The sequence below is a fragment of the Flavivirga algicola genome, assembly GCF_012910715.1.
Taxonomy (GTDB): Bacteria; Bacteroidota; Bacteroidia; order Flavobacteriales; family Flavobacteriaceae; genus Flavivirga; species Flavivirga algicola.
The window spans coordinates 318,157-343,096 of the sequence record NZ_JABBHF010000006.1 but is presented as its reverse complement, the minus strand read 5'-3'; the positions used below and the strand labels follow the sequence as shown (position 1 = coordinate 343,096).

The 24,940-nt window shown below is 34.7% G+C and carries 15 protein-coding genes; 11 read left to right on the top strand and 4 right to left on the bottom strand.

The features are described 5' to 3' along the window. The first annotated feature begins 88 nt into the window (after positions 1–88). The 10 genes from HHX25_RS12610 (at position 89) to HHX25_RS12565 (ending at position 18,847) form a co-directional block, all read left to right on the top strand. Positions 89–301: a hypothetical protein gene (locus HHX25_RS12610; RefSeq protein WP_169673952.1), complete on the top strand. Its 213-nt coding sequence runs from the start codon at positions 89–91 to the stop codon at positions 299–301. A 221-nt stretch (positions 302–522) separates the two neighbouring features. After that, positions 523–3,762, top strand: coding sequence for a SusC/RagA family TonB-linked outer membrane protein (locus HHX25_RS12605; protein WP_169673949.1), 3,240 nt, complete (start codon positions 523–525; stop codon positions 3,760–3,762). Between the two features lie 10 nt (positions 3,763–3,772). Continuing rightward, entirely contained in the window at positions 3,773–5,326 is a 1,554-nt protein-coding gene (locus tag HHX25_RS12600) for a RagB/SusD family nutrient uptake outer membrane protein (protein WP_169673946.1), read from the top strand. Between the two features lie 83 nt (positions 5,327–5,409). Then, complete coding sequence (locus HHX25_RS12595) at positions 5,410–8,691, top strand: VCBS repeat-containing protein (RefSeq protein WP_169673942.1); 3,282 nt, start codon at positions 5,410–5,412, stop codon at positions 8,689–8,691. A gap of 9 nt (positions 8,692–8,700) precedes the next feature. Next, entirely contained in the window at positions 8,701–9,921 is a 1,221-nt protein-coding gene (locus HHX25_RS12590; protein ID WP_169673939.1) for a multiheme c-type cytochrome, read from the top strand. A gap of 376 nt (positions 9,922–10,297) precedes the next feature. After that, positions 10,298–11,101, top strand: coding sequence for a carboxylesterase family protein (locus HHX25_RS12585; protein ID WP_169673936.1), 804 nt, complete (start codon positions 10,298–10,300; stop codon positions 11,099–11,101). 47 nt (positions 11,102–11,148) lie between these two features. Further along, on the top strand, positions 11,149–13,287 hold the full coding sequence (locus tag HHX25_RS12580; RefSeq protein WP_240964522.1) for a glycoside hydrolase family 3 C-terminal domain-containing protein: 2,139 nt from the start codon (positions 11,149–11,151) through the stop codon (positions 13,285–13,287). 87 nt (positions 13,288–13,374) lie between these two features. Continuing rightward, complete coding sequence (locus HHX25_RS12575) at positions 13,375–15,618, top strand: glycoside hydrolase family 3 N-terminal domain-containing protein (RefSeq protein ID WP_169673930.1); 2,244 nt, start codon at positions 13,375–13,377, stop codon at positions 15,616–15,618. A gap of 5 nt (positions 15,619–15,623) precedes the next feature. Further along, positions 15,624–17,501 (top strand): NADP-dependent phosphogluconate dehydrogenase, encoded by a 1,878-nt coding sequence (gene gndA, locus HHX25_RS12570; RefSeq protein ID WP_169673927.1) that lies wholly within the window; start codon positions 15,624–15,626, stop codon positions 17,499–17,501. A 2-nt stretch (positions 17,502–17,503) separates the two neighbouring features. Then, complete coding sequence (locus tag HHX25_RS12565) at positions 17,504–18,847, top strand: GntP family permease (protein WP_169673925.1); 1,344 nt, start codon at positions 17,504–17,506, stop codon at positions 18,845–18,847. Positions 18,848–18,888: 41 nt separating this feature from the next. On the opposite strand, the gene HHX25_RS12560 is transcribed toward HHX25_RS12565, so the two are convergent. Then, positions 18,889–19,521: a LysE family translocator gene (locus HHX25_RS12560; RefSeq protein WP_169673922.1), complete on the bottom strand. Its 633-nt coding sequence runs from the start codon at positions 19,519–19,521 to the stop codon at positions 18,889–18,891. Between the two features lie 295 nt (positions 19,522–19,816). Here HHX25_RS12560 and HHX25_RS12555 point away from each other — a divergent pair, with 295 nt between their 5' ends. Beyond that, complete coding sequence (locus HHX25_RS12555; protein ID WP_169673919.1) at positions 19,817–22,240, top strand: hypothetical protein; 2,424 nt, start codon at positions 19,817–19,819, stop codon at positions 22,238–22,240. Between the two features lie 102 nt (positions 22,241–22,342). On the opposite strand, the gene HHX25_RS12550 is transcribed toward HHX25_RS12555, so the two are convergent. The 3 genes from HHX25_RS12550 to HHX25_RS12540 all read right to left on the bottom strand — a co-directional run bounded on the left by HHX25_RS12550 (position 22,343) and on the right by HHX25_RS12540 (position 24,933). Beyond that, positions 22,343–22,759, bottom strand: a complete 417-nt coding sequence (locus HHX25_RS12550) for an acyltransferase (RefSeq protein ID WP_205958037.1) — start codon at positions 22,757–22,759, stop codon at positions 22,343–22,345. A gap of 163 nt (positions 22,760–22,922) precedes the next feature. After that, positions 22,923–23,828, bottom strand: coding sequence for a glycosyltransferase family 2 protein (locus HHX25_RS12545; protein ID WP_169673916.1), 906 nt, complete (start codon positions 23,826–23,828; stop codon positions 22,923–22,925). A 10-nt stretch (positions 23,829–23,838) separates the two neighbouring features. Then, a complete protein-coding gene (locus HHX25_RS12540; RefSeq protein WP_169673913.1) occupies positions 23,839–24,933 on the bottom strand; it encodes an EpsG family protein in 1,095 nt (364 codons plus the stop codon). Between the last annotated feature and the right edge of the window lie 7 nt (positions 24,934–24,940).

Sequence of the window (24,940 nt, the reverse complement as noted above, 5' to 3'; positions counted from 1 at the left end):
GCTTATTATTATTGTTTTTTCATTTTGGTGCTACCCTTTTTATATTTTTTAGGGTCTTAATTGTAAATAGCTTTTGTAACGTCATCTAATGGACATAGTAAAACTGATAGTAAAGAAACTAGAATATAATTTAACTAGCGAAGAAGCGGTTCATTTTAAAAATTGGTTGGACGAATCACAAATAAATGAATCTATGTTTTATCGTCTCAAAATATTAAAAACCAAAGGGATATGTTTTTTAGAAGTCATTGATTTAGATACACAATATGCATGGAATCAAGTAAAACAAAAGTTGAAATAGAAGAACTAAACATAAACTAATAAACTTAAAACCTAAAATATGCTCAAATGAAATAAAATTACAAGCAAACCAAAAACAAAAAAATCGAGAAGTACGGTAATACTCCTCGATATAGAATAATCAACTAAATGATTAGCTAATTATTAAAACATTTCAAAGATATGAAAAACTGTAAAAGTTTTGGGCTATTGTGGCTCAATTCACTCAAAATTAACTTAAATATGAAAGTAAGTTTACTTTTATTGATAATTTCATTTTTATCGATTCAAACGAATGCATATTCAAACAATACAAATGTTATTTTGAATATAGAGAAGGTGAAAACTGAAAACGTTTTTGAAAAAACAAATATTCAAAAATCAGTTTCAGGAACTGTAAAGGATATTAATGGAGCTCCTTTACCTGGGGCAAACGTTATTGTAAAAGGTAGCACAAATGGTAGTCAAACAGACTTTGATGGTAAATATACAATCTCTAATGTAGCCGCTGATGATATATTGGTGGTGAGCTATGTAGGCTTTATTTCTCAAGAAGTCCCTGTTAATGGCAGATCTGTAGTAGACATTAATCTTGTTGAAGATACACAGTCTTTAAGCGAAGTTGTTGTGGTGGCCTATGGTACAAGTAGTAAAAAGGATTTAACAGGAGCAGTGTCTGTTATTGGGGCTGAAGAATTAAATACATTTCCAGCAACAACAGTAGATCAAGCATTACAAGGAAAAACTGCGGGGGTGCAAGTTACATCCAACTCGGGTGCGCCAGGAGCTTCAGTTTCTGTTAATATTCGTGGAGTTGGTTCTTTTGGTAGTACGACACCTCTCTATATTGTTGACGGGTTTCCAACACGTGACATTTCTTTTATAAACCCCAATACGATTCAATCTTTATCGGTATTAAAAGATGCCTCTGCCACAGCGCTTTACGGTGTACGTGCAAGTAATGGGGTGGTTATTATCCAAACAAAGCAAGGAACTAAAGGAAAAGTACAAGTAGAATTAAATTCCTTTTTAGGATTCCGTACCCAGCCTAAGCGTGTCGATGTGTTAGATGTAAATCAATTTGCCAGTTTAGCTACAGAACTTAGTAGTAGTTCAGATAGTGATGTAGCTGGTGTTGCTGTACCCTATGCAGGCTGGAGTAACCCAAGTTCACTAAGAAATATAGATTGGCAAGATGAAATATTTGATTCAGCAATCACAAAAAGTACTACGTTAAGTATAAGAGGTGGTGGTGAAAAATCCAGATTGGCTTTTACAGCAGGTATCTTTGATGAAGAAGGTACGCTCCTTGGTTCTGAATATAAAAGATATGATCTGGGGTTAAATGCTAATTTTGACGTTACGGATAAAATTCGTGTAAAAACGAATGTAAAATATATAACGTCTCAAAGTTTTCAACCATTAGGGACTGGTCGTGGTGCATTATTAAATTTGTATTCTACCATACCGCATTTGGCGCCGGTTGGAGAAGCTAATCTTAATGGAGGGAGCAACCCCACAGATTTACCTATAGATGCCAATGGTAATTTTGGAGCATTTCCAGATGTAACAGGAGAAGCTTTTCGTGATGGTAGAAATTGGGTAGCTAGAGCCTTAGAGAATGATCCAGATAATGTAAGTAATACTATTTTGGCTAATATCGATGCAGAATGGGATATATATGGAGGGTTGTCCACACAATTAAAAATAGGAACAAGAGTTGACAATTTCGCGAGTGAATTTTTCCAACCACAATATTACCGCAGTAGTGGTAATGTAGACCTTAGAAATGATGCTATTTACGACACTAATCAATCTACAAGCAATGAGTGGTTGGCAGAATATATTTTGAAGTACAACAAAATTTTTGCAGAGAAGCATAAAATAGATGTATTAGCTGGTGTTTCGGCACAAAGAAGGTTTAGAAAATTCACTGGAGCAAAAGGAGTTGGATTTTTAGATAATAAAATAAGAAGCATTAGTGCTGCAAATGATATTCAAAATGCTTTTGGTTCGTCTGATAGAAGAACCCTGGCAAGTACTTTTGCTAGATTAAACTATAGCTATGATAGTAAGTACTATTTAACAGGAACCATAAGAAGAGATGGTGTAGGTGACGTATTTAGTCGAAATAATTTGTGGAGTGTTTTCCCTTCTTTTGCTGTAGGATGGAATATTGACGAAGAGGATTTTATGGATGATAGCGTATTTAATGTATTAAAATTCAGAGCTAGTTGGGGAGAAACAGGAAACTTTGATGGTATAGATCCTTTTGGCTACCTTTTCTTTTATACGGGACAAGCTGGGACAAATGATACCAACTATAGTTTTGATGGCACCACTAGTAGTTCTTTAGGTTTAGCGCCTCTAGTATTAGCTAATTCCGACTTAGGTTGGGAAACACAAACACAAACTAATATTGGTTTTGAAGGAGAGTTGCTAGATGGACGCCTCTATTTTACAGCAGATTACTTTAATAGAGAATCAGGAAATTTCTTATTCCAACAAACTGTACCAGCGCAAACAGGGTTTTCTATTCAGCCACAAAATGGAGGTACCGTGGTTAATAAAGGTTTCGAGTTTTTACTAGGATATAGAAAAGACAGAGGCGATTTCACATTTGATATTAATGCCAATCTTACTTTTATAGATAATGAAATTACAGAGATTGATAACCTCTCTAAAGAAGTAGTGTTTAGTAACGAATTTTTACAGAGTTTTAACGAAGATGGGTTCTGGTTTGACATTACAAGATCTCAAGAAGGAGGTGAAGTAGGATCTTTTTATGGCTTTGTCGCTGATGGGATTTTTCAAAATCAAGCAGAAATTGATGCGTCACCTACACAAAACGTTAATACATCGCCAGGAGATCGTAAGTTTAAAGACCTTAACGGTGATGGTGAAATTAATGGTGAAGATAGAACGACTATTGGTAGTCCAGTTCCCGATTTCTATGGCAGTTTAAACCTAACATTTAACTACAAAAATTTTGATATAGGGTTTAACTTTTATGGATCATTTGGAAATGAAATCATGAATCTGGTGAAGAGAGAATTAGAAAGCCCTTCTGGCTATGGGAATTCTGCTTCTTTCTCTAACGTAAGTGTTGACTATTTTAACAATCGTTGGAATGGCGAAGGCTCTACCAATACATATTCAAGAGCACTTATAGATGACGGAAATATTCAAAATAACAGAGCATCAAGTTATTTTGTTGAAGATGGTTCGTATTTCAGATTAAGAAACCTGAGCGTGGGTTATAGTTTACCTTCAGTTACAAGCGAGAAACTTGGATTAAGTAATTTAAGAATCTACATGAGTGCTCAAAATGTCTTTACAATAACCGATTACACTGGATCCGATCCTGAAATTGGTCAAAATGCTGATGTTAATGGAAATAGTAGTGTAACCACAAGAGGTATTGATGCAGGTGCTTACCCAGTATCTAAAACATTCACTTTGGGACTTAATTTAAAATTTTAAATAATTTGTTATGAAAATAAAAATAAATATACTAAAAGGAATCGGGGTTTTAGGTACCATCGTTCTTGTCACATTGGTGAGCTGCTCCGAGAATTTTTTGATTGATACCAATAACCAAGATTTAACAAGTGAGGTTGTTTTTGGTTCAGATGCTACGGCATTAGCTGCTGTTACTGGTGTTTATGATGCATTCCAAAATGATTCTCAAGGAGATCCTGGAGTACCTAACGAATACAACGTTAAAGGTATTCATAGATGGGCTAATAGTACAACCTTGGATTTTTTGAATAATGAAAACCCAGCAACGAGCTCATACTTGAATTGGAACCCTGATCCATCATCTAGTGATGTTTCTACTAAGATTTGGCCAAATCATTATAGACAAATAGGGAGGGCAAATATTGCACTCGAAAATTTATTAATTGCTGTAGAGAATGGGACTATTAGTGCAGATTTAGGAAGTCGTTTAATTGGTGAGGTATTGGTACTAAGATGCATTTCTTACCAATACTTGGCTGAAGTTTACGGTGGTGTGCCATTGATGCTTAGTTCTACCGACGATCCTTTTAAAGCTAGAGATACCCAAGATGCCGTTTTCCAACAAATTGTAATTGACGCAACCGATGCGGTGGCTAGATTGCCTTGGACGTACGATACCGAAAAAGGAAGAGTCTCTAAAGCAACAGCTTATACTGTTTTAGGAAATGCGCATATGTGGTTAAAACAGTATGGAGAAGCAGTGACTGCTTATGAAGCCCTAGAGGATAGTCCTGTACTTGATTTAGAAGAAAACTTCCTTGATATTCATGCAGTGGCTAATCCTAATGGTAAGGAATCTATATTCGAAATTCAATGGGCGGCGAATGGTGATTTGGCCTGGTCTAGAAATGATGAAGTAAATATTCTTCAATTATTTGCCATGCCTACTGATATTACTGGAGGTGGTGGATTTACAGGTATTCCAACAAAAGAATTATACGATGCTTTTGAGCCTGGAGATACCAGAAGAGCAGCAACGGTTATAGGACCTGGAGAAGAACACCCAGATCCGTTGATTGATATCATAGATTACGATGGTGTAGATATTAATACAGCAGGAACGGTTGCAGAACCATGGACAGGCGGATCTCCAGAAACGAGATCGGGATACTGGGCTATTAAGTCATGGAGAGACCCTAATATTGATGGTTGGGGAAGATCGGTTCTTTTTGGAGGACAAGGTCATATTTGGATGCGTTATGGAGGTGCATTGCTAAGTTTGGCAGAAGCGGCTTTAAAAGACGGTCAAACAGCTAAAGCCCAAGCCGCTTTTGATAGAGTAAGAAATAGAGCTTGGGGAGGTAGTGCTCCTGCAAAAACGATTACCATGGATGCACTCTTACAAGAATACAGACTTGAATTGGCTGGAGAATTCTCTACATGGGGCATTATTAGACGATCTGGAGAAGCTACTAAATTTATCAAAGATAATTATGGTATCGATGTGCCTCCTGGAAGGGAGATATATCCAATTCCAAGTTCTCAAATAAGTGCAAACCCTAATCTTGTACAAAACGATTATTAATTATTGCTAGAAATTCATATTGAGTTAGTTTAATTTGAGGCTTTGAATAATGTTCAAGGCCTCTTTTTTCCTAAATTTATAAAATGAAAATTATTTATATCAGTTTCTTTTTTTTATTTCTATTCTTGTCTTGTAAAAAACAAGATAAAAAACAGTTTAGTCTCCTTTCATCAAATGAAACAGGTATCCTATTTTCAAATGATATTGTTGAAACCGATAGTCTAAATTATTTTAATTATCCCTATATGTACATGGGAGGAGGCGTATCGGCAGGCGATATCAATAATGATGGCTTGGTAGATTTGTTTTTTACAGCCAATATGAAATCCAATACGCTTTACCTAAACAAAGGCGGGTTTAAGTTTGAAGATATTACCGATAAGGCTAATGTAGCAGGAGATGATAGATGGGTTACAGGAACAACCATGGTAGATATAAATAATGATGGCTATTTAGACATTTATGTAAGTGTATCGGGAAAAGAAAACAATAGAAAAAATCTCCTATATATTAACAATGGTGATGCTACATTTACAGAAAAATCTGAAGCATTTGGTATAGATCATAATGGGCATACCACTCAAAGTACCTTTTTTGATTATGATAATGATGGTGATTTAGATCTATATTTAGCAAACTATCCACCAACGCCTTTCAAGAGCCCAGTAGCATTATATAAGCGGAAAGCCAATCACCCAAAAATAGAAGAATCAGATATTTTATTCCGAAATAATGGAAATGGTTCCTTTACCGATGTCACCATCGAATCTGGTATCTTGAATTTTGGTTTGTCTTTAAGTGCAACAGTTGCCGATTTTAATAACGATGGCTGGAAAGATATTTATGTTTCCAATGATTTTGATTCTGCAGATTACTTATACATAAATAATAAGAATGGAACCTTCACGGAAACAGCAGGAAGTACCGTAAATCACACGGCACAATATGGTATGGGAGCAGATATAGCCGATTTTAACAATGACAAACTTCTCGATATTGCTCAGGTAGATATGACTCCTGAAGATAATAGAAGGTCAAAAGAAAATATGGCAAGTATGAACCCTATAGGATTTACAAAAATGGTAAAAGCAGGACTGAATTATCAGTATATGCAAAATTGCCTTCAGCTTAATAGAGGTGTAGATGTGCATGGTAACCCTGTTTTTAGCGAAATTTCAAGATTGGCAGGTATAGCGACCACAGATTGGAGTTGGTCTATTCTTTTTGCAGATTTAGATAATGATGGCTGGAAAGATTTAACCATTTCTAATGGAACCCGTAGGGATATTAATAACAGGGATTATTTTAACAAGCTAAAGTCCAGAAATCATTTTGGAGGCGTAAAATTATCAGCAGAAGAAATACAAAAAATCCCATCCGAAAAAGTATCAAACTATGTTTATAAAAATGTTAAAGACTATACATTTAAAAATATGGTCACGGAGTGGGGTTGGGAAGAGAAAACCTTTTCCAATGGTGCTGTTTATGCAGATTTAGATAATGATGGTGATCTGGATTTTATTATAAACAATATTGACCAAAGGGCTTCGATTTATAGAAACAATAATCTGGATAATCATAACTACTTACAAGTAACTTTAAAAGGTCCTGAAAAAAATAAAAATGGCCTTGGAGCAAAAGTTTATATTTCATCTGATACACTAGAACAATACAATGAACTTACTTTATCCAGAGGGTTTCAATCTTCTGTAACGCCTCGTTTACATTTTGGATTAGGAAAGACTGAAAGCATAGATAAGGTTGAGGTTGTTTGGCCTAATGGAAGTGTTTCTGAAATAAAAAATGTCAAAGCAAATCAAAATTTAATCATAGATTTTTCATCAGCAATTAAAAAAGATAAAGCACATTTTGAAAAGATAACAATTTTTAAAACTATAGATTTAGATTCGTTAGATGTAGATTTTAAACATACCGAAAATTATTATAATGATTATTATTTAGAACCGCTTCTTCCTCATAAAACTTCTATGTTGGGTTCGGGAGTTGCTGTAGCTGATGTAAATGGAGATGGTTTAGAAGATTTTTACATAGGGGGAGCATCTCAACAAGCAGGCGCCCTTTATATTCAAAATACCAAGGGTAAATTTGATAAAACAAATAATAACATATGGGAAGTTGATAAGGATAAAGAAGATATGGGGGCCTTGTTTTTTGATGCCGATGCCGATGGAGACCAGGATTTATACGTTGTTAGTGGTGGTAATGAAAAAAATGAAGATCTATCACGTTTTCAAGACCGTTTATATATTAATAATGGCAATGGTAAATTTACTAAAGGAGAAAACAATTTACCAGACATTGTAACCAGTGGTTCTAGGGTAAAGGCAGGAGATTATGACGGTGACGGAGATTTAGATTTATTCGTGGGTGGTCGATTAATTGCTGGTCAATATCCATGGCCTACGAAAAGTTATATTTTAAATAACAATAATGGTGTTTTTATAGACGTGACGGACCGTTTAGCACCTGACTTTGAAACGCTAGGAATGATTACAGATGCAATTTGGACCGATTTTGATACAAATGGCACCTTGGATTTAATAATAGTAGGCGAGTGGACATCTGTTTTATTTTACAGTAATATAAATGGTAAGTTTAAGAATGTAACAGAAACGGTAGGTTTAGAAAATACGAATGGTTGGTGGTCCAGTATTGCCCAAGATGATTTTGATAATGATGGGGATATGGATTATGTAGTGGGTAACCTTGGACTAAATTATAAATACAAAGCCACAGTTGAAGAGCCTTTTGAAGTGTTTGCCGATGATTTTGATGACAACAAAAGAAAAGATATCGTTTTAAGCTATTATAATTTTGGCAAGTTGTTTCCAGTACGTGGTAAGTCATGTTCTTCGCAACAAATACCATCATTGAGCAAAAAGTTTGAAAACTATAATTCGTTCGCGATAGCCGATGTTACAGAAGTATATGGAAAAGAAAAACTGGGTAATGCAGAAATACACTATAAAGCACAAACGTTTGCAAGTAGCTATATTGAAAATTTAGGAACAGGCAAATTTAAATTAACCCCATTGCCTAATGAAGCTCAGTTTTCGTCAGTAAATAGAATAATTTCAGAAGATATAGATCGTAACGGGGTTAAAGATATTTTAGTTGCTGGTAATCTATATACTTCAGAAATAGAAACCCCAAGAAATGATTCTAGCATCGGTAGTTATTTAAAAGGAGACGGTCATGGTAATTTTCTACCGGTTCCTAATAATAAATGTGGTTTATCCATTAGAGGCGATGTAAAAGATCTTGCCTCAATTAAAATTAGTGGTAATGTATATATTATCGCTGTAAAAAATAACGATTATCCCCAATTCATAAAAATAAATTAAACCTGTTATATGAAAAAACAAGTACAAGTATGGATTTTTATATTGTTACTGGTTATGTGTTTTTTAGTATTCAAATTCCTCCTTAAACCATCCTTTACAGATACTTATTCCCCTATTGAACCTATAGCGATGCATAGTAAAGGAAATGGATTTGTTGGGTCTAAAGCTTGCGCAGCATGTCATTTAGATATATACAAAACCCATATAGAAACAGCCCATTTTAAGTCATCTGCAAGCGCTAATATAAAAACTGTTAAAGGGAGTTTTAAAGCTCCTGAAAATGTTTTTGATTTAAATGATTCTATAGGGTTTAGGATGAACATTAAGAAGGGAGCTTTATATCAAGATATCTTTTTAAAACCGAATAATACACCCGTTAGTTCTTCTCGTTTTGACGTTGTTATAGGGTCTGGAACCAAAGGACAGTCTTATTTAAAATGGCGAGATAGTTCTTTATATCAATTACAGGTCTCTTACTTTACTCCAAATAATAGCTGGGTGAACAGCCCTGGCTATCCATCCGACAAATTGGCTTCCGATAGACCTATCTTTGAAAGATGTCTTGAGTGTCATTTAACCTATGCCAAAAGTACTAAAAGGTTTTATAAGCGTAATAGCTACAAGAAAACCCAAATGGTCTATGGTATAGATTGTGAACGCTGCCATGGCCCAGCACTTAATCATGTGAATTTCCATAGAAAGAATCCTAAGGATACTGTTGCTATGCACATAGTGAAACATAGCAGTTTAACAAGACAACAAAATTTAGACGCCTGTGCTTTGTGTCATTCAGGATTGAGAATGCGAGGTAACAAAAGCCCTTTTTCTTTTGTTGTTGGAGATACTTTAAACCAGTTTTCTACTCCCGACTATACTGAGGAAGATCTGGATAAATTGGATGTTCATGGTAATCAGTATGGGCTACTTTCTGCAAGTGAATGTTTTAAGAAAAGTGATGTTATGGACTGTACAACATGTCACAATCCACACGAAAACCAGAGAGATAATCACATGTCATTCAATAAAAAGTGCCAAAGCTGTCATAATAAAAAAGAAGCACATGTGGTATGCCGTGTACCTGAAGAAGTTCAAAAGACTTCCAATAACAATTGTATACATTGTCATATGCCTTTAGTGTCTTCAAAAGTAATGAAAATAGAAACAGCTATAGATACATTAAAACCAGTACAGGTAAGAACCCATTTAATAGGAGTTTATACAAGTCAATGATCAAATTAAAATACTATTGATGAATAGTCTTTTATATATGAATTTTATACAATGTATTGATTTTGTGTTGTTTAATATGTGTTTTTTGTCCCGCTACTTACAATCTAGTTATTACAAATAGCTTTTCTTCTTTTTTTGAAAGTATATTCATCATTTTAATGCTACCCGTTTTTCTTTTTTATGGGTCTTAATAATAAAGAGTTTTTATAACAGAAATTTTGATTTTGTTTAGTTTTTGCGTTGACTGCCCTTAACTTAAGTTAAGGGAGGTTTCAACGTTTTAGAATCAGTAAAGATGTTAAAATTATCCATATCATTTGTCCTATTTATTTTTTCAAGTTGCTTAAGCTTTAATGCTCAAGGAGAAACTTTAAAAATGGATTCACAAGTTATTGACTCTTTAATGGTAAAACATTTTTTTCCATCGTCAAATGGTATGCAAATGCCTTATCGTTTGTTTAGCCCAATTGATAAGAAAAAAGAAAAAATACCTTTGGTGGTTTTTTTGCACGGAAGAGGAGATAGAGGCATTGACAATAGTGCTCAAATATATCATGAAGCAGGAATAATTATAGGTTCAAATTCATTATTAACAACAAAAATGCAATTAAAATATCCTTGCTACATTTTAGTACCGCAATGCTCTGATAAAACTAAAAATGAAGAGTGGGCAAAATGGGTTGGTAATTCACCAGAAACACCTTTTAAAGGGTTAGGAGATAACGGTACTTATACCATGGGCCAACAACCTTCAGAATCAGGAGAAGCAGCACTAGAGTTGATAGAGCAGATAATTAAAGATAAAAATATAGACCCAGATAGGGTTTATATTATAGGTTTATCTATGGGTGGTTTTGGAACTTGGGAATTCACGGCAAGAAAACCACATTTGTTTGCAGGTGCTGTTCCTATGGCCGGTTATTCAGACCCAAACCAACTAGAAAAAATAAAGCATATTCCATTTTGGATATTTCATGGAGATATAGATAAATGGAACCCTGTAGCAGGATCAAGGACAATGTTTAAATTATTGTCAGAAAGTCATTCCGATGTAAGATATACAGAATATAAAAATACAGGTCATGGCGAATCATTTAAGAAAGCATTTAACGAAGCCGAATTAATACCCTGGCTTTTTTCAAAAAAACGAAAAACCAATTTATCTCGAGAAAAATTATGATAAAGCAATTTTATATAACCCCCTTTTTTTTAGTTTTTATAGTATTTATGAGTAGTATAGTGAATGCACAGAAAGATCGAATAGTAGAAGAAAAGATAGATAGCATACTTTCTTTGTTGACCCTGGAAGAAAAAGTAGCTATGTGTCATGCGCAGTCTAAGTTTAGTACACCAGGCGTTCCACGTCTTGGCATCCCCGAAGTATGGATGTCTGATGGTCCTCATGGTGTAAGGGCAGAAATAAATTGGGACAACTGGGGATATGCAGAATGGAGCAATGATTCCATTACGGCTTTTCCTGCATTAACCTGTCTGGCGTCTACATTTAATCCAGACTTGGCTAAATCTTATGGTATTAGTGTTGGAGAAGAAGCGCGATACAGAAAAAAGGATGTGCTTTTAGGACCAGGTGTTAATATTTACAGAACACCATTAAATGGAAGAAACTTTGAATACATGGGTGAAGACCCCTATTTGGCTTCTAAGTTAGTAGTTCCTTATGTGAAAGGTGTACAAGAAAATGGTGTAGCTGCTTGTGTAAAGCACTTTGCATTGAATAACCAGGAACTTTGGAGAGACCATATTAATGTTGAGGTAAGCGATAGGGCACTATATGAGATTTATTTACCAGCTTTCAAAGCATCAGTTATTGAAGGTGGGGCTTGGGCCATGATGGGAGCCTATAACAAATTTAGAGGCCAATATTGCTGCCATAACGAATTGCTCTTAAACAAAATTTTAAAAACAGATTGGGGTTTTGATGGTGTTGTTATAAGTGATTGGGGAGGGGCCCATAATACTTATGAAGCTGCTATGTTTGGTTTAGATATGGAAATGGGAACTGGGACTGACGGACTGGGAACTACAACACTCAATCATTATGAGCATTATTATTTGGCATCACCTTTTTTGAAACTACTTAAAAAAGGAGAAGTTGATGAAGCCATTGTTAATGACAAAGCAAGACGCATTTTAAGATTAATGCTTAGAACGAATATGAATTCGAATCGCCCTTTGGGTAAAATGAATAATGTAGAGCATCACCATGTGGCACGCAAAGTAGCGACTGAAGGTATAGTCTTGTTAAAAAACAAGGAAAATTTCTTTCCTATAGAAGATCGCGAAGGACTGACCATTGCAGTAATAGGAGAAAACGCAAAACGTTCAATGACAGCAGGAGGCGGTTCATCTGAGTTAAAGCCACAATTTGAAATTTCACCATTAGAGGGCATAAAAAAACGATATAAAAATGCCCAGATTGTACATGCTATGGGATTTGCTTCGGGGCCATCCGTATACGATCAAATACTTCCATCACCATACGATGCAGATTCTCTTAAGGTTGAAGCCATTGAAATTGCTAAAAAAGCAGATGTCGTCTTGTTTATTGGCGGGCTAAGTAAAAGTCATCTTCAAGATTGTGAAGGTGCGGATAGAAAACAATTCGAACTGCCTTTTGGGCAAGATGATTTACTAAATGATATTATGGCAGTTAACAAAAATATTGGCGTGGTGCTAATAACAGGAAATGCGGTAGAAATGCCATGGTTAGATAAAATCAATGGACTCATTCAAGGCTGGTACCTGGGTAGTATAGCAGGAGATGCTTTGGCTGATGTAATTAGTGGCGATGTTAACCCCTCGGGAAAATTACCGTTTTCCTTTCCAATAAAATTAAAAGATAATGCAGCACATTATTTTGGAGAGCTGTCTTATCCTGGCGATAGTATAAATCAATTTTATAAAGAAGATATTTTGGTTGGATACCGCTGGCACGACACAAAAAAAATCAAACCATTATTTGCCTTTGGTGAAGGGATGTCTTATACATCTTTCGAATTATCAGACTTTAAGCTTAACAAAAAAACGTATACAAAAGGAGAACAAATAACCATTTCAGGAACCGTTTCAAATACAGGAATTGTAGATGGTGCAGAAGTGGTTCAGGTTTATGTTGGAAAGTCAAAATCTAAAGTAAAAAGAGCGCTTAAAGAACTAAAGGGGTTTAAGAAAATTGTTGTTAAGAGAGGACTGTCAGAGCCAGTCCAAATAACAATTAATGTAAACGATCTAGCCTTTTATGATGAAGCTATTAAAGATTGGAATCTGGAAAAAGGAAATTATACCGCATATATAGGAAATGCCTCCAATAATATTTCCAAGAAAATAAAATTTGAAATCAAATAATAAGAACATTTAAGGAACAAGAAGAGTCATTGCAACCATCATGACATCATGACGTTTGAAAAGCTTAAATGTTTAAAAACTAGTTTAATGAAATATTATTTAATAATTATAGCCGTCACATTAATGAGTTGTTCTCAAAGTAAAGTTTCTATAACGAAGCATACTATTGAAGAGAAATTTATAGATAGTGTATTGGCCACAATGTCCATAGATGATAAAATAGGGCAGACTAATTTAAGAGGAACATCTAGTAGAGCTAAAACCTTATCAGAAGAACTAAAGGAGGATGTAAGACAGGGTAAAGTAGGAGCTTTATTAAACGTTATGAAAGTTGAGTTTGTAGATGAACTTCAAAAAATAGCCGTAGAAGAAAGTCCGAATAAAATCCCCTTAATTTTTGGGCGTGATGTTATTCATGGTTTTAAGACGATATTTCCAATTCCCATTGGCTTAGCAGCTTCTTGGGATACAGATATTGCAAAATCATCATCTCGTATAGCAGCCATAGAAGCTAGTTCGGTTGGAATTCGTTGGACTTTTGCTCCAATGCTAGATATTGCCAGAGATAGCCGCTGGGGTAGGATTGCAGAATCTCCTGGTGAAGACCCCTATTTGGCTTCCGTTTTAGGAAAAGCCTATATTCAGGGCTTTCAGGGTGATTCTTTAAACAGCCCAACAAGTATTGCGGCTTGTGCTAAACATTATATCGGGTATGGTGCTGTTATGGGGGGAAGGGATTATAATACCACCATAATTCCAGAACCTTTAATGCGTAATGTATATTTACCACCTTTTGAATCCGCTTTAGGTGCAGGAGCAGCAACCGTAATGACCTCCTTCAATGAAATAAATGGTATTCCAGCAACAGGAAACGAATTTTTATTGAAGGACGTTTTAAGGGACGAATTAAAGTTTGATGGTTTTGTGGTAAGTGACTGGGATTCTGTAGTAGAAATGATAGCCCATGGTTATGCAAAGGATGAAAAACAAGCAGGGGAATTGGCAGCTAATGCAGGAATGGACATGGAAATGACCAGCAAAGCATATGAACATCATTTAAAAGATTTGATCAAAGAAGGTAAGGTCACAGAGCGTCAATTAGACGAATTTGTGAAGAATATATTAAGAATAAAATTGAGATTAGGTTTATTTGAAACACCGTATCGAGATAAAGCTAATGAAGCAAACTTTTATAAAGAAGCGCACTTAGCAGAAGCGAAAGAAGCAGCTATTAAGGGCTCGGTACTGCTAAAAAATAAGCAGATATTACCTTTGTCAAGTGATACAAAAGTAGCGCTTATAGGCCCCTTGGCAGATGCGCCATTAGATCAAATGGGAACCTGGACATTCGATGGTGAAAAAGAACATACCATAACGCCTTTAAAAGCTTTTAAAGAGGCAGATGTTAATTTTAAATACGTTTCAGCATTAACACATAGTAGAGACCAGTCTAAAGAACAGTTTCAAAAAGCTGTTAATGCTGTTAAGGATTCAGATATTATTGTGTTTGTTGGAGGAGAAGAAGCTATTTTATCTGGTGAAGCACATAGCAGAGCTACTATAGATTTACCTGGTGCACAAGAAGATTTAATTAAAATATTACATAAAACAGGGAAACCAATTGTTTTAGTTATTATGGCAGGAAGACCAATTACCATTACAAATATTATAGATGATGTAGATGCCGTTTTAATATCCTGGCATCCTGGTACTATGGGGGGAATGGCGTTACGGGAAATTATTTATGGGGTAAGAGAGCCAGAAGGAAGGCTACCCGTTTCTTGGCCAAAAGAAGCTGGACAATTGCCCTATTTTTATAATCATAAAAGTACGGGAAGACCAGCAAATAAAGAAGATTATGTGGCCATGTACGATATTCCTGTTGGCGCTTGGCAAAGCTCTTTAGGAAATGACTCTCATTATTTAGATATTGGTTACACACCGCATTTTCCATTCGGTTTTGGCTTGGGGTATACAGATTTTAAGTATGATGATTTACAAATATCTAAAGATACCATTGGTTTTGCTGAAACCTTAATTATAAAAACTTCTATAACCAATATAGGAGAACGGGCAGGTAAAGAAGTTGTACAGCTTTATACTCAAGATGTTGTAGGTAGTATTACACGACCTGTTAGGGAATTAAAAGGATTTCAACATGTAGATTTAAATATTGGTGAAACTAAAGAAGTGACCTTTAAAATTTTGGCCGAACAACTAGAATTTACAAATCATAAAGGAATCCATGCTGCAGAAGAAGGCGATTTTAATATTTGGGTTGGTTCTAATGCCGCATCTGGATTAAAAGGTACTTTCTATCTTAAAAAATAACACCAATGATTATTATACTTTTAGGAGTTAGTGGATGTGGAAAAACAACAATAGGCAAGTTATTGTCTCAAAAAGTAAGCATACCTTTTTTTGATGGTGACGATTTTCATCCAAAATCCAATATTGATAAAATGGCAAAAGGAATATCTTTAAATGATGAAGATAGATTACCTTGGTTGCTTACTCTTGCAAAAAATATCGAAATATGGGCAGGAGGTAATGGGGCTATTTTAGCTTGCTCTGCTTTAAAAGAAACTTATAGAACATTACTGACTTCGAAATTTAGTAATGTTGTATGGGTGCATTTATCAGGCAGTCAGGATTTAATCAAGGATAGGATTGAAAAAAGAAGCGAACATTTTATGGCTACCGATTTGCTGGCCTCGCAATTTAATGACCTAGAAGCGCCAGACTATGGGATACATATGGACATTTCTGAATCGCCTGAAAAAATTACGGATAATATTATTTCAAAATTAAAAAACATGAACCAATCATTTTTTGGAGTTATAGGTTTAGGCGTTATGGGCAGTAGCTTAAGTCTCAATATTGCAGAAAAAGGGTATGCAGTATCTGTGTATAACCGAATAGCTCCAGAAGAAGAACATAAGGTTACGGATTTTTTGAGTAAAGTGGATGAAGGTAAGCAAGTAAAAGGCTTTACCGAACTAAAAGCATTTGTCAATTCTCTGGAACGCCCAAGAAAAATACTCATCATGATAAAGGCTGGCTATGCTATTGATTCTTTGATAGAAACGTTGGTCCCCTTGTTGTCCGAAGGTGATATTTTGATCGATGGCGGTAATTCCCATTATTTAGATACAAATAAAAGATTTAAATATTTAAAAGATAAACAAATCCATTTTATAGGATGTGGTGTTTCGGGGGGAGAAGAAGGCGCAAGAAAAGGACCGTCTATAATGCCTGGCGGTGATAAAGCGAGTTACGAAATAGTAGCGCCTGTTTTAGAAGCAATCGCTGCGAAAGATAAAAATGGCAATACTTGCTGCATACATGTAGGCGCTGAAGGGGCAGGGCATTTTGTGAAAATGGTCCACAATGGGATTGAATATGCAGAAATGCAATTATTGGCAGAAATTTATGCCTTACTAGCTATGACTAAAGATAATGAAGAGATAGCTGCAATTTTATCGGATTGGCATACCACAGATTTATCCAGTTACCTATTAGAAATAACGATTCATATTCTTAAGACAAAAGAAAACGGAAAGTATGTGTTGGATACTATTCTGGATAAAGCTGGTAACAAGGGAACTGGTTCTTGGTCTACAAAAGCGGCTTTCGATTTAGGAACAGTAAATACTATGATGTCTTCAGCTGTTTTTGCACGTTATATATCCTCCTTCAAGGAAAAAAGAAAACAATTATCAAAACTTATTGAAAAAGATTTAAAAGCTGTAGACCCAATCAATGTTAATAGTTTAAAAGAAGCATATCGATTTGCTAGAATTATAAATCACTATCAAGGATTTGAATTGATGAGATCCGCATCTAAAACATATAATTGGCATTTAAACATATCGGAAATTGCTCGTATTTGGACTAATGGCTGTATTATTCGTTCTAAATTTATGGAGCAATCTGTAGAAGTATTTAAAAAGTATGAAAGTTATTTAGATAACCCAGATATCTTTGAGTTATTGGTTGCAACGGAAAAGGAAATAAGAATGAATATTGCTTATAGTTTGTTCCATAGAGTCCCCTTTGATGCATTCTGGTCGGCATATAATCATTGGATTGCTATAACAACCGAAAACTTACCAGCCAACTTAATACAGGCACAACGTGATTATTTTGGGGCACATACTTATCAAAAAGTCGACGCTCAAGAAGATCAATTTTTTCATACTAATTGGTATTAATTATGATAGATTACTCTCTTTTAACTTCTGTATTATTGGGAGTCGTAGTATTATTGGTATTGATACTGCGTTTTAAGATTCAAGCCTTTATTGCACTATTAATTGCCAGTATTCTTGTGGGTATTTTATCTGGAATGGCTCCCTTAATAATTATTAAAACCATGCAGGAAGGTATGGCGAGTACGCTTGGGTTTGTCGCCATGGTGGTGGGATTAGGAGCTATATTTGGTGCTATTTTAGAGCATTCAGGGGGTGCCGAATCTTTAGCCGCATATTTATTGGATAAGTTTGGAGAAAAACGATCTTCATGGGCATTGATGTTAACAGGCTTTATTGTAGCTATTCCAGTGTTTTTTGATGTTGCTTTTATCATTTTGGTTCCTATGATATATGCACTGCAAAGAAAAACAGGTAAATCTTTATTGCTGTATGGTATTCCTTTGTTGGCAGGATTGGCCATTACACATTCGTTTATTCCTCCAACCCCTGGTCCAGTGGCTGTAGCTGATATTTTAAAAGCAGATTTGGGATGGGTTATCTTTTTTGGGTTTCTAGTGGGAATTCCAACTGCTGTAATATGTGGTCCTGTTTTTGGCAGGTTTATAGCAAATAAAATTCACGTATCAGCTCCACAGCTGGATACAGAAATAGTAGCTCATAAAAAAGTACCACCAGTGGGAACCATAATTGGTATTATTACCATTCCTATTTTCCTAATTGTTTTAAATACAGTATTAAACAGTCCATTTTTTGGAGCACAGAGTCTTCCAAAAAATATACTACAATGGATAAGTATGATTGGGCATCCGTTTTCAGCCTTAATCATAGCGAATCTCTTGGTCTGGTATTTATTGGGAACTCGAAGAGGGTTTTCTAAAGAACAATTATTAAACATTAGCACCCAATCTATGGCGCCAGCAGGGATTATAATTTTACTAACAGGAGCTGGAGGTGTTTTTAAACAAATGCTTGTAAATACAGGGACTGGAGAGATGTTGGCCAGTTATTTTGCAAATGAAGGGGTTAGTATTCTGTTATTTTCGTTTTTATCGGCGGCAGTAATTCGTGTTTTACAAGGATCAGCAACCGTGGCCATGATTACAGCGGCAGGCCTTACAGCGCCACTTTTAGGCGAGTCTATTTCCGATCCTCAAAAAGCACTGCTGGTAATTGCTGTGGCATCAGGAGCCAGTATTCTGTCACATGTTAATGATAGTGGATTTTGGTTGGTTGGTAAGTATTTGGGCCTTTCAGAAAAACAAACCTTTAGAAGTTGGACTATAATGACAACGTTATTGGCAATTACAGGTTTTATATGTGCTTCGTTTTTTTCATTGTTTTTTTAGAATAGATAACAACCATTAATCCATATTTATATATAATAATATTACTTCGCTTTAGCAAAAGCCATTTTAATGGCAAGGCCAGTTAATACAGAAGCCATAAACCATTTTTGAATTCTTAACCAAATTGGTTTTTTTGAAAACCAGCTAGCCATTTTAGCAGCTGATATTACAATTAAAAAATTAATTGAGAAACTAATTAGTATTTGTAGAATACCCAATTGAAAACTTTGACTTAAAATAGAACCGTATTCTGGTTTTATAAACTGAGGAAAAAAAGAAAGATAAAAAACGGCCATTTTTGGATTTAGTACATTGGTTAACAATCCAATATTAAAAAGTTTAAGCGGTTTATCGGATTTTAGATTCTGGTTGGCATCAAAAATTTTGTTTCCAGATTTAACAGTGTTATATGCCAGATATAATAAGTAACCAACACCTAAAAATTTAACAACTACGAAGGCATAGGGAACAGCAAAGAATATAGCCGTTAACCCAAAAGAGACCATTAGGATATGGAATAAAAATCCGCACATTACGCCAAAAAGAGATATAATACCTGCTTTTTTTCCTTGAGATAATGATCTAGAGATCAGATAAATCATATTTGGGCCTGGTGAAAGCACCATAATCAATGATGCTAATGCAAATAGCAGTAAATCGTTAAGTGGTATCATAATTTTTATATGTTATTTATGTATAAATAATGGAGTAATTAAAATATCTAATGTTTTGTCGACACATTTTTGATATTTATAGGCTTTTTTAACCATTGTAATTGTATTCGTACTAAATTTAGTAAAAAGAAATAAGTTTGCGGCTCAATATTTGAGATTATTCATTAGTAAAATAAAATTTGACGATACACAAAATTAATGATAAACGTTGTTGAAACCTTTTAAAAAATTGATATCGTTTATTTAGTTATTGGTTTAATAGGTTGTTATATTTACACGTTCTACAATTGATAATATGAAGTTTTTCTTTCTGGTTATTTGTTTTATAGTTTCAAATAATATCTTTTCACAAGAAGTATCTATCCCTACAATATTTCTTGAGGATGGAAGTGTATATAAAAACTTTGATGACCTTTCTCAGCCAGTAGCTCAATTTAAAGAAAATGACAGATGTATAGTTACCAGTTATTTGGGGAAGAATATCTATAAAATAATATATAAAGAATGGGTCGGTTATGTGGATTCTGATTTTTTAGAAGTTAATGAAGAAATGATGGATCTATATTTTGCTAATGAAGAAAAAGAACGACTAAAAGCCATTGAAGAGAAGGAAAAAAGGCAGAAAAGAATTGAGGGGATTATAAGAAAAAGAGAAGAAAAAGAGCAAAGAAAGTTGGATTCAATCGCAGAAATTAAGGAACGGAAACTTAGATTTGTTCAAATTCAGGATTCAATTAAGAAAGCCGAGGAAAGCAAAAAACGTGAAGCAGAACTAAAGGAGAAACAGCGGATTCAGGATTCGATCAATAAAGTAAAGGAAGCAGCCAGGCGCCAACAGGAGTTATTGATGGAAGCCAAAAGGCAAAAGGCCGAACTAAAGGAGAAACAACGAATTCAGGATTCCATCGTAAAAGCAGAGGCAGTAGCCAGGCGCCAACAGGAGTTATTGATGGAAGCTAAAAGGAGAAAGGCCGAACTAAAGGAGAAACAACGAATTCAGGACTCCATTGTAAAAGCAGAGGCAGTGGCCAAACGTCAACAAGAATTATTGATGGAAGCCAAGCGAGAAGCTGAGCTAAAGGAAAAGCAACGAATTCAGGATTCCATCGTAAAAGCAGAGGAAGTGGCCAAGCGCCAACAAGAGTTATTGATGGAAGCCAAAAGGCGTGAAGCCGAGCTAAAAGAAAAACAACGAATTCAGGATTCCATTTTAAAAGCAGAGGCAGTAGCCAGGCGCCAACAGGAGTTATTGATGGAAGCTAAAAGGCGAAAGGCCGAACTAAAGGAGAAACAGCGGATTCAGGATTCCATCGCAAAAGCAGAGGAAGTGGCCAAACGCCAACAAGAATTATTGTTAGAGGCCAAGCGAGAAGCCGAGCTAAAGGAAAAGCAACGAATTCAAGATTCTATAGTAAAAGCAGAGGCAGCAGCCAAACGTCAACAAGAATTATTGTTAGAGGCCAAGCGAGAAGCCGAGTTAAAGGAAAAGCAACGAATTCAGGATTCCATCGTAAAAGCAGAGGAAGTGGCCAAGCGCCAACAAGAGTTATTGATGGAAGCCAAAAGGCGAGAAGCCGAGCAAAAAGAAAAACAACGAATTCAGGATTCCATCGTAAAAGCAGAGGAAGTGGCCAAGCGCCAACAAGAGTTATTGATGGAAGCTAAAAGGCGAAAGGCCGAACTAAAGGAGAAACAGCGGATTCAGGATTCCATCGCAAAAGCAGAGGCAGTAGCCAGGCTCCAACAAGAATTATTGTTAGAAGCCGAGCTAAAGGAAAGACAACGAATTCAGGACTCCATCGTAAAAGCAGAGGAAGCGGCCAAGCGCCAACAAGAGTTATTGATGGAAGCTAAAAGGCGAAAGGCCGAGTTAAAGGAGAAACAACGGATTCAGGACTCCATTGTAAAGGCAGAGGCAGCGGCCAAACGTCAACAGGACTTATTGATGGAAGCCAAAAGGCGAGAAGCCGAGCTAAAAGAAAGACAACGAATTCAGGACTCCATTGTAAAAGCAGAGGAAGCGGCCAAACGGCAACAGGAGTTATTGATGGAAGCTAAAAGGCAAGAGGTCGAATCAAAAGAAAGACAACGCGTTCAGGACTCAATTAATCAAGCTAAGGAAGCAGCAGCTAAACATTTACAAAATTTGTTAAAGCAGGCGGAAAAACGCGAGGCTGAATTAAAAGAGAAACTAAGAATCCAGGATTCAATCATAAAAACAAAAGAAAAAGAAAAATCAACAAGAGAGATAAATCGAAATGGCGAAATAAAAGAAAGTATCGATTCAGAAAGGGAGAAATTTCGAAACACCTGTCATTATACTATAAATAGTTATGATGAGTTTAGTAAAAAAAATCATATTCGAACAGATCCTTATACGATAAGTAAAGACTTAACCATAGAATTATATAAGTATGGAAACCAGGTAAGTATATTTTTTAATTCTCCTAAAGATTTGGGCTGTGTTAGTTATTTCTCGAATAATAGATCTTCTGTGAGGGTTAAGCTTGAAAATAATAAAACAATCACATTTTATCATACATGGAACATGGAATGTGGTGAATTTTTGTTCAGGGGAAATCTTTCTAAATCACAAATTATACATTTAAAAAATGCACCTATTAAATCTATATTGTTAAAAGGTACAGAAGGGACTCTTAATTTTATAGATATAGATTATAAAACATTTTTTATTGATAAGTTGAGATGTATTGAATAGATATGAGGTTAAATTAAGGTAGTATCTCACCAAGAACAAGTTGTAATTACCTACAAACAAGTCGGTTATAAAGTATGCTTTTAGATATAACTTACAAAAAAACTATATTTTTTTTATAATTTTTGCAGGTATACCACCTACAATACTATTTGACTCGACATTTTTATTTACAACAGCTCCGGCAGCAATTATGCTTCGAGTTCCTATGGCCACCCCACTTAAAATTCTACACCCAGCTCCAACCCATATATCGTCTTCCAATAATACAGGATCTGTAGTAGCATTATTATATTTAATTGGAATAGATGTATCATTATAAGTATGACCAGTTGTCATAATTGTACTTGAGTGTGCTATAGACACATTATCTCCTATCTTTAAACCGCCAGTACCGTCTATATAACACATAGAATGTATACTTACATTAGCACCAATCTCCATCATCTCTAAACCTTTTAAAAAAACACCTTCATGTATGGAAACATTATCACCGCATGATAGTGATAAATTTTTGAACATCACAAATCTAATTAGCATACCAATTCTGCCCGATATATTTCGGGAGTAAATAAATAATCTTTTATTTATAAACTTAGGCACAACCTTGTTAATAATCACTAGGAATTTAATAATAAGATTGATTTTTTTAAATTTTTCTCTACCGCTACTAGCCATTATACATCTATTCTTTGTTTTTTTTCATAACACCCTTTTTTGTTGTTTTCATAATATAGAAATATAAAACGATTCCAAAAGGTATAGCAATAATTGTTAGTACCTTTTTTGGAGAATCACTAATAAACTTCCAATTATTAACCATAATACTACTTGATACATAGTGAATGGCATTTTTAAATTTTTCTTTTAAGGTATACGAGTACTTCATACGTTGTTTACGTTCATGTGCAAACCCTCTAGGATGTTTTTTATATTGGTTAAAAATATTTAAACTTGAACCATCTTCCATATATTCAACATCGCAAAAAACTTCATTAAAGCATAATAACCAATAATCTTGATCAATTAACATATATTTATATCCAAGAGGAACAAAACGTTCTCCTTCAAAAATAGGGTAGTCAGGATATTTTTTTATTACTTCAGTACGATAAACAAACTTTTTGTCGCCAACAACGTTATATTTACTTTTTAACTGATAATATTTACATTCTTTCAAGTTTTCAGGAAACGGAGTTCCTATTATATTTCCTTGTCTATCAATATCTAGACCTATAATACCAGCATATCTTTCACTGCCATGTTTTTCCCATAATGTGAGTATTCTTTCTATGGCATTATCTGGCATGAAATCATCAGAGTCAATACAAACGTTAAGATCTGTACTTATTAAACTGTATGCAGAATTGTGCGCACCATGCATACCTTGGTTTTCTTGGTAATGGTACTGAATAGATATTTTTTCTTCGTTAATCCAATTCTCAACAAGTTCTTTAGTACCATCTGTAGAGCCATCATCAATAATTAACCATAAAAAATCCTGATTCGTCTGCTTTATCAAACTATTATAGCATTGAGGGAGGCAATACGCCCTATTGAAAGTTGGTGTAAAAACAGTTATTTTTTTCATTTAAAAGAATTTAAGCATAATATACGTATGTCATAAAGTATGTAAAAGCAAAATAAAGAAATATAACTTTACTTAAAGCTAAGTTTTGATTTTCAAAAAATCGAGATTTTAAATAAGGATAAACAACAATAATAGACATCATGAACCATGAAATATAAGCAAATCGATTCGAAAAATTAGCTCTTATAACTAAAATCCAAAAAGCATTGCAAATTAAATAGATATTAAAAAGCCTATAATAGTTTTGGTCTGCAAATTTCTTTTTGAATATAAAATACCACCCCGCAAAAACAGCAGAGCTGCTATAAATTAAAAAGTCCCATCTAAATCCCACATTTTCAAATTTCGCGTCTTTTTCTCCAGTTAAATAGCCACCTAACCTATCATCACCAAACCCAAGTTTTGTAAAAAGAGAAATCCATACAAACCCAAGAAATAAGGACAAAGGAATGGCAATAAGCCAAATTTTTAAGTACGTTTTTGGGTTGTTGTAAAACATAGTTAATATGTAGGCCAATGTAGGCAGTAAAAGCGTTTTATGAAAAGAGCAAGCTAAAAGCATTAACAAAGCCATCAAAACTTTTTTATTCTTAACAGAAAAAGCAAGTAAAAAGATAGAAGTAGCTATTCCATTTCTAATTCCGTTTACGCCATACGTCCAAAATGAAAATGAAACAACAAACAGTAAGAAAGAATAGAACCAATATTTTCCAAAAAACTTTTTCGAAATATAATACATGGGATAAATATAAAGAAGTGCACAAACCAGAAAGAATAAATGAATAGGCATCCATCCAGAGCAAAACTTCATAAAAATATGAAACCCTAAATCATGATTTGAGAGAATAGGTGAGCCGTATGCATAGTTATAATAATGCCTTGCATAGGTAGCCATGTCAACGAAATACATCCCACTTATTGGTCTTAGCCCCATATAAACAACTAAAAACAGAAAAATTAAATTACCTGTAAAGCTTAAATACTTGACGTTCTTTGTATCATCTAAACCTAAGAGTAAGGCATGAAAAATTGTAAATACAACGAAAAGCAACATTAAATTAATATAAATAGGATAATAATATTCTAAGGGTATAAAATTTATCATGTTGGTT

Excerpts from the sequence above, each read along its gene's own strand:
- HHX25_RS12610 (WP_169673952.1), top strand. The coding sequence starts at position 89 with ATGGACATAGTAAAACTGATAGTAAAGAAACTAGAATATAATTTAACT.
- HHX25_RS12605 (WP_169673949.1), top strand. The coding sequence starts at position 523 with ATGAAAGTAAGTTTACTTTTATTGATAATTTCATTTTTATCGATTCAA.
- HHX25_RS12600 (WP_169673946.1), top strand. The coding sequence starts at position 3,773 with ATGAAAATAAAAATAAATATACTAAAAGGAATCGGGGTTTTAGGTACC.
- HHX25_RS12595 (WP_169673942.1), top strand. The coding sequence starts at position 5,410 with ATGAAAATTATTTATATCAGTTTCTTTTTTTTATTTCTATTCTTGTCT.
- HHX25_RS12590 (WP_169673939.1), top strand. The coding sequence starts at position 8,701 with ATGAAAAAACAAGTACAAGTATGGATTTTTATATTGTTACTGGTTATG.
- HHX25_RS12585 (WP_169673936.1), top strand. The coding sequence starts at position 10,298 with ATGGATTCACAAGTTATTGACTCTTTAATGGTAAAACATTTTTTTCCA.
- HHX25_RS12580 (WP_240964522.1), top strand. The coding sequence starts at position 11,149 with ATGAGTAGTATAGTGAATGCACAGAAAGATCGAATAGTAGAAGAAAAG.
- HHX25_RS12575 (WP_169673930.1), top strand. The coding sequence starts at position 13,375 with ATGAAATATTATTTAATAATTATAGCCGTCACATTAATGAGTTGTTCT.
- gndA (WP_169673927.1), top strand. The coding sequence starts at position 15,624 with ATGATTATTATACTTTTAGGAGTTAGTGGATGTGGAAAAACAACAATA.
- HHX25_RS12565 (WP_169673925.1), top strand. The coding sequence starts at position 17,504 with ATGATAGATTACTCTCTTTTAACTTCTGTATTATTGGGAGTCGTAGTA.
- HHX25_RS12560 (WP_169673922.1), bottom strand. The coding sequence starts at position 19,521 with ATGATACCACTTAACGATTTACTGCTATTTGCATTAGCATCATTGATT.
- HHX25_RS12555 (WP_169673919.1), top strand. The coding sequence starts at position 19,817 with ATGAAGTTTTTCTTTCTGGTTATTTGTTTTATAGTTTCAAATAATATC.
- HHX25_RS12550 (WP_205958037.1), bottom strand. The coding sequence starts at position 22,759 with ATGTTCAAAAATTTATCACTATCATGCGGTGATAATGTTTCCATACAT.
- HHX25_RS12545 (WP_169673916.1), bottom strand. The coding sequence starts at position 23,828 with ATGAAAAAAATAACTGTTTTTACACCAACTTTCAATAGGGCGTATTGC.
- HHX25_RS12540 (WP_169673913.1), bottom strand. The coding sequence starts at position 24,933 with ATGATAAATTTTATACCCTTAGAATATTATTATCCTATTTATATTAAT.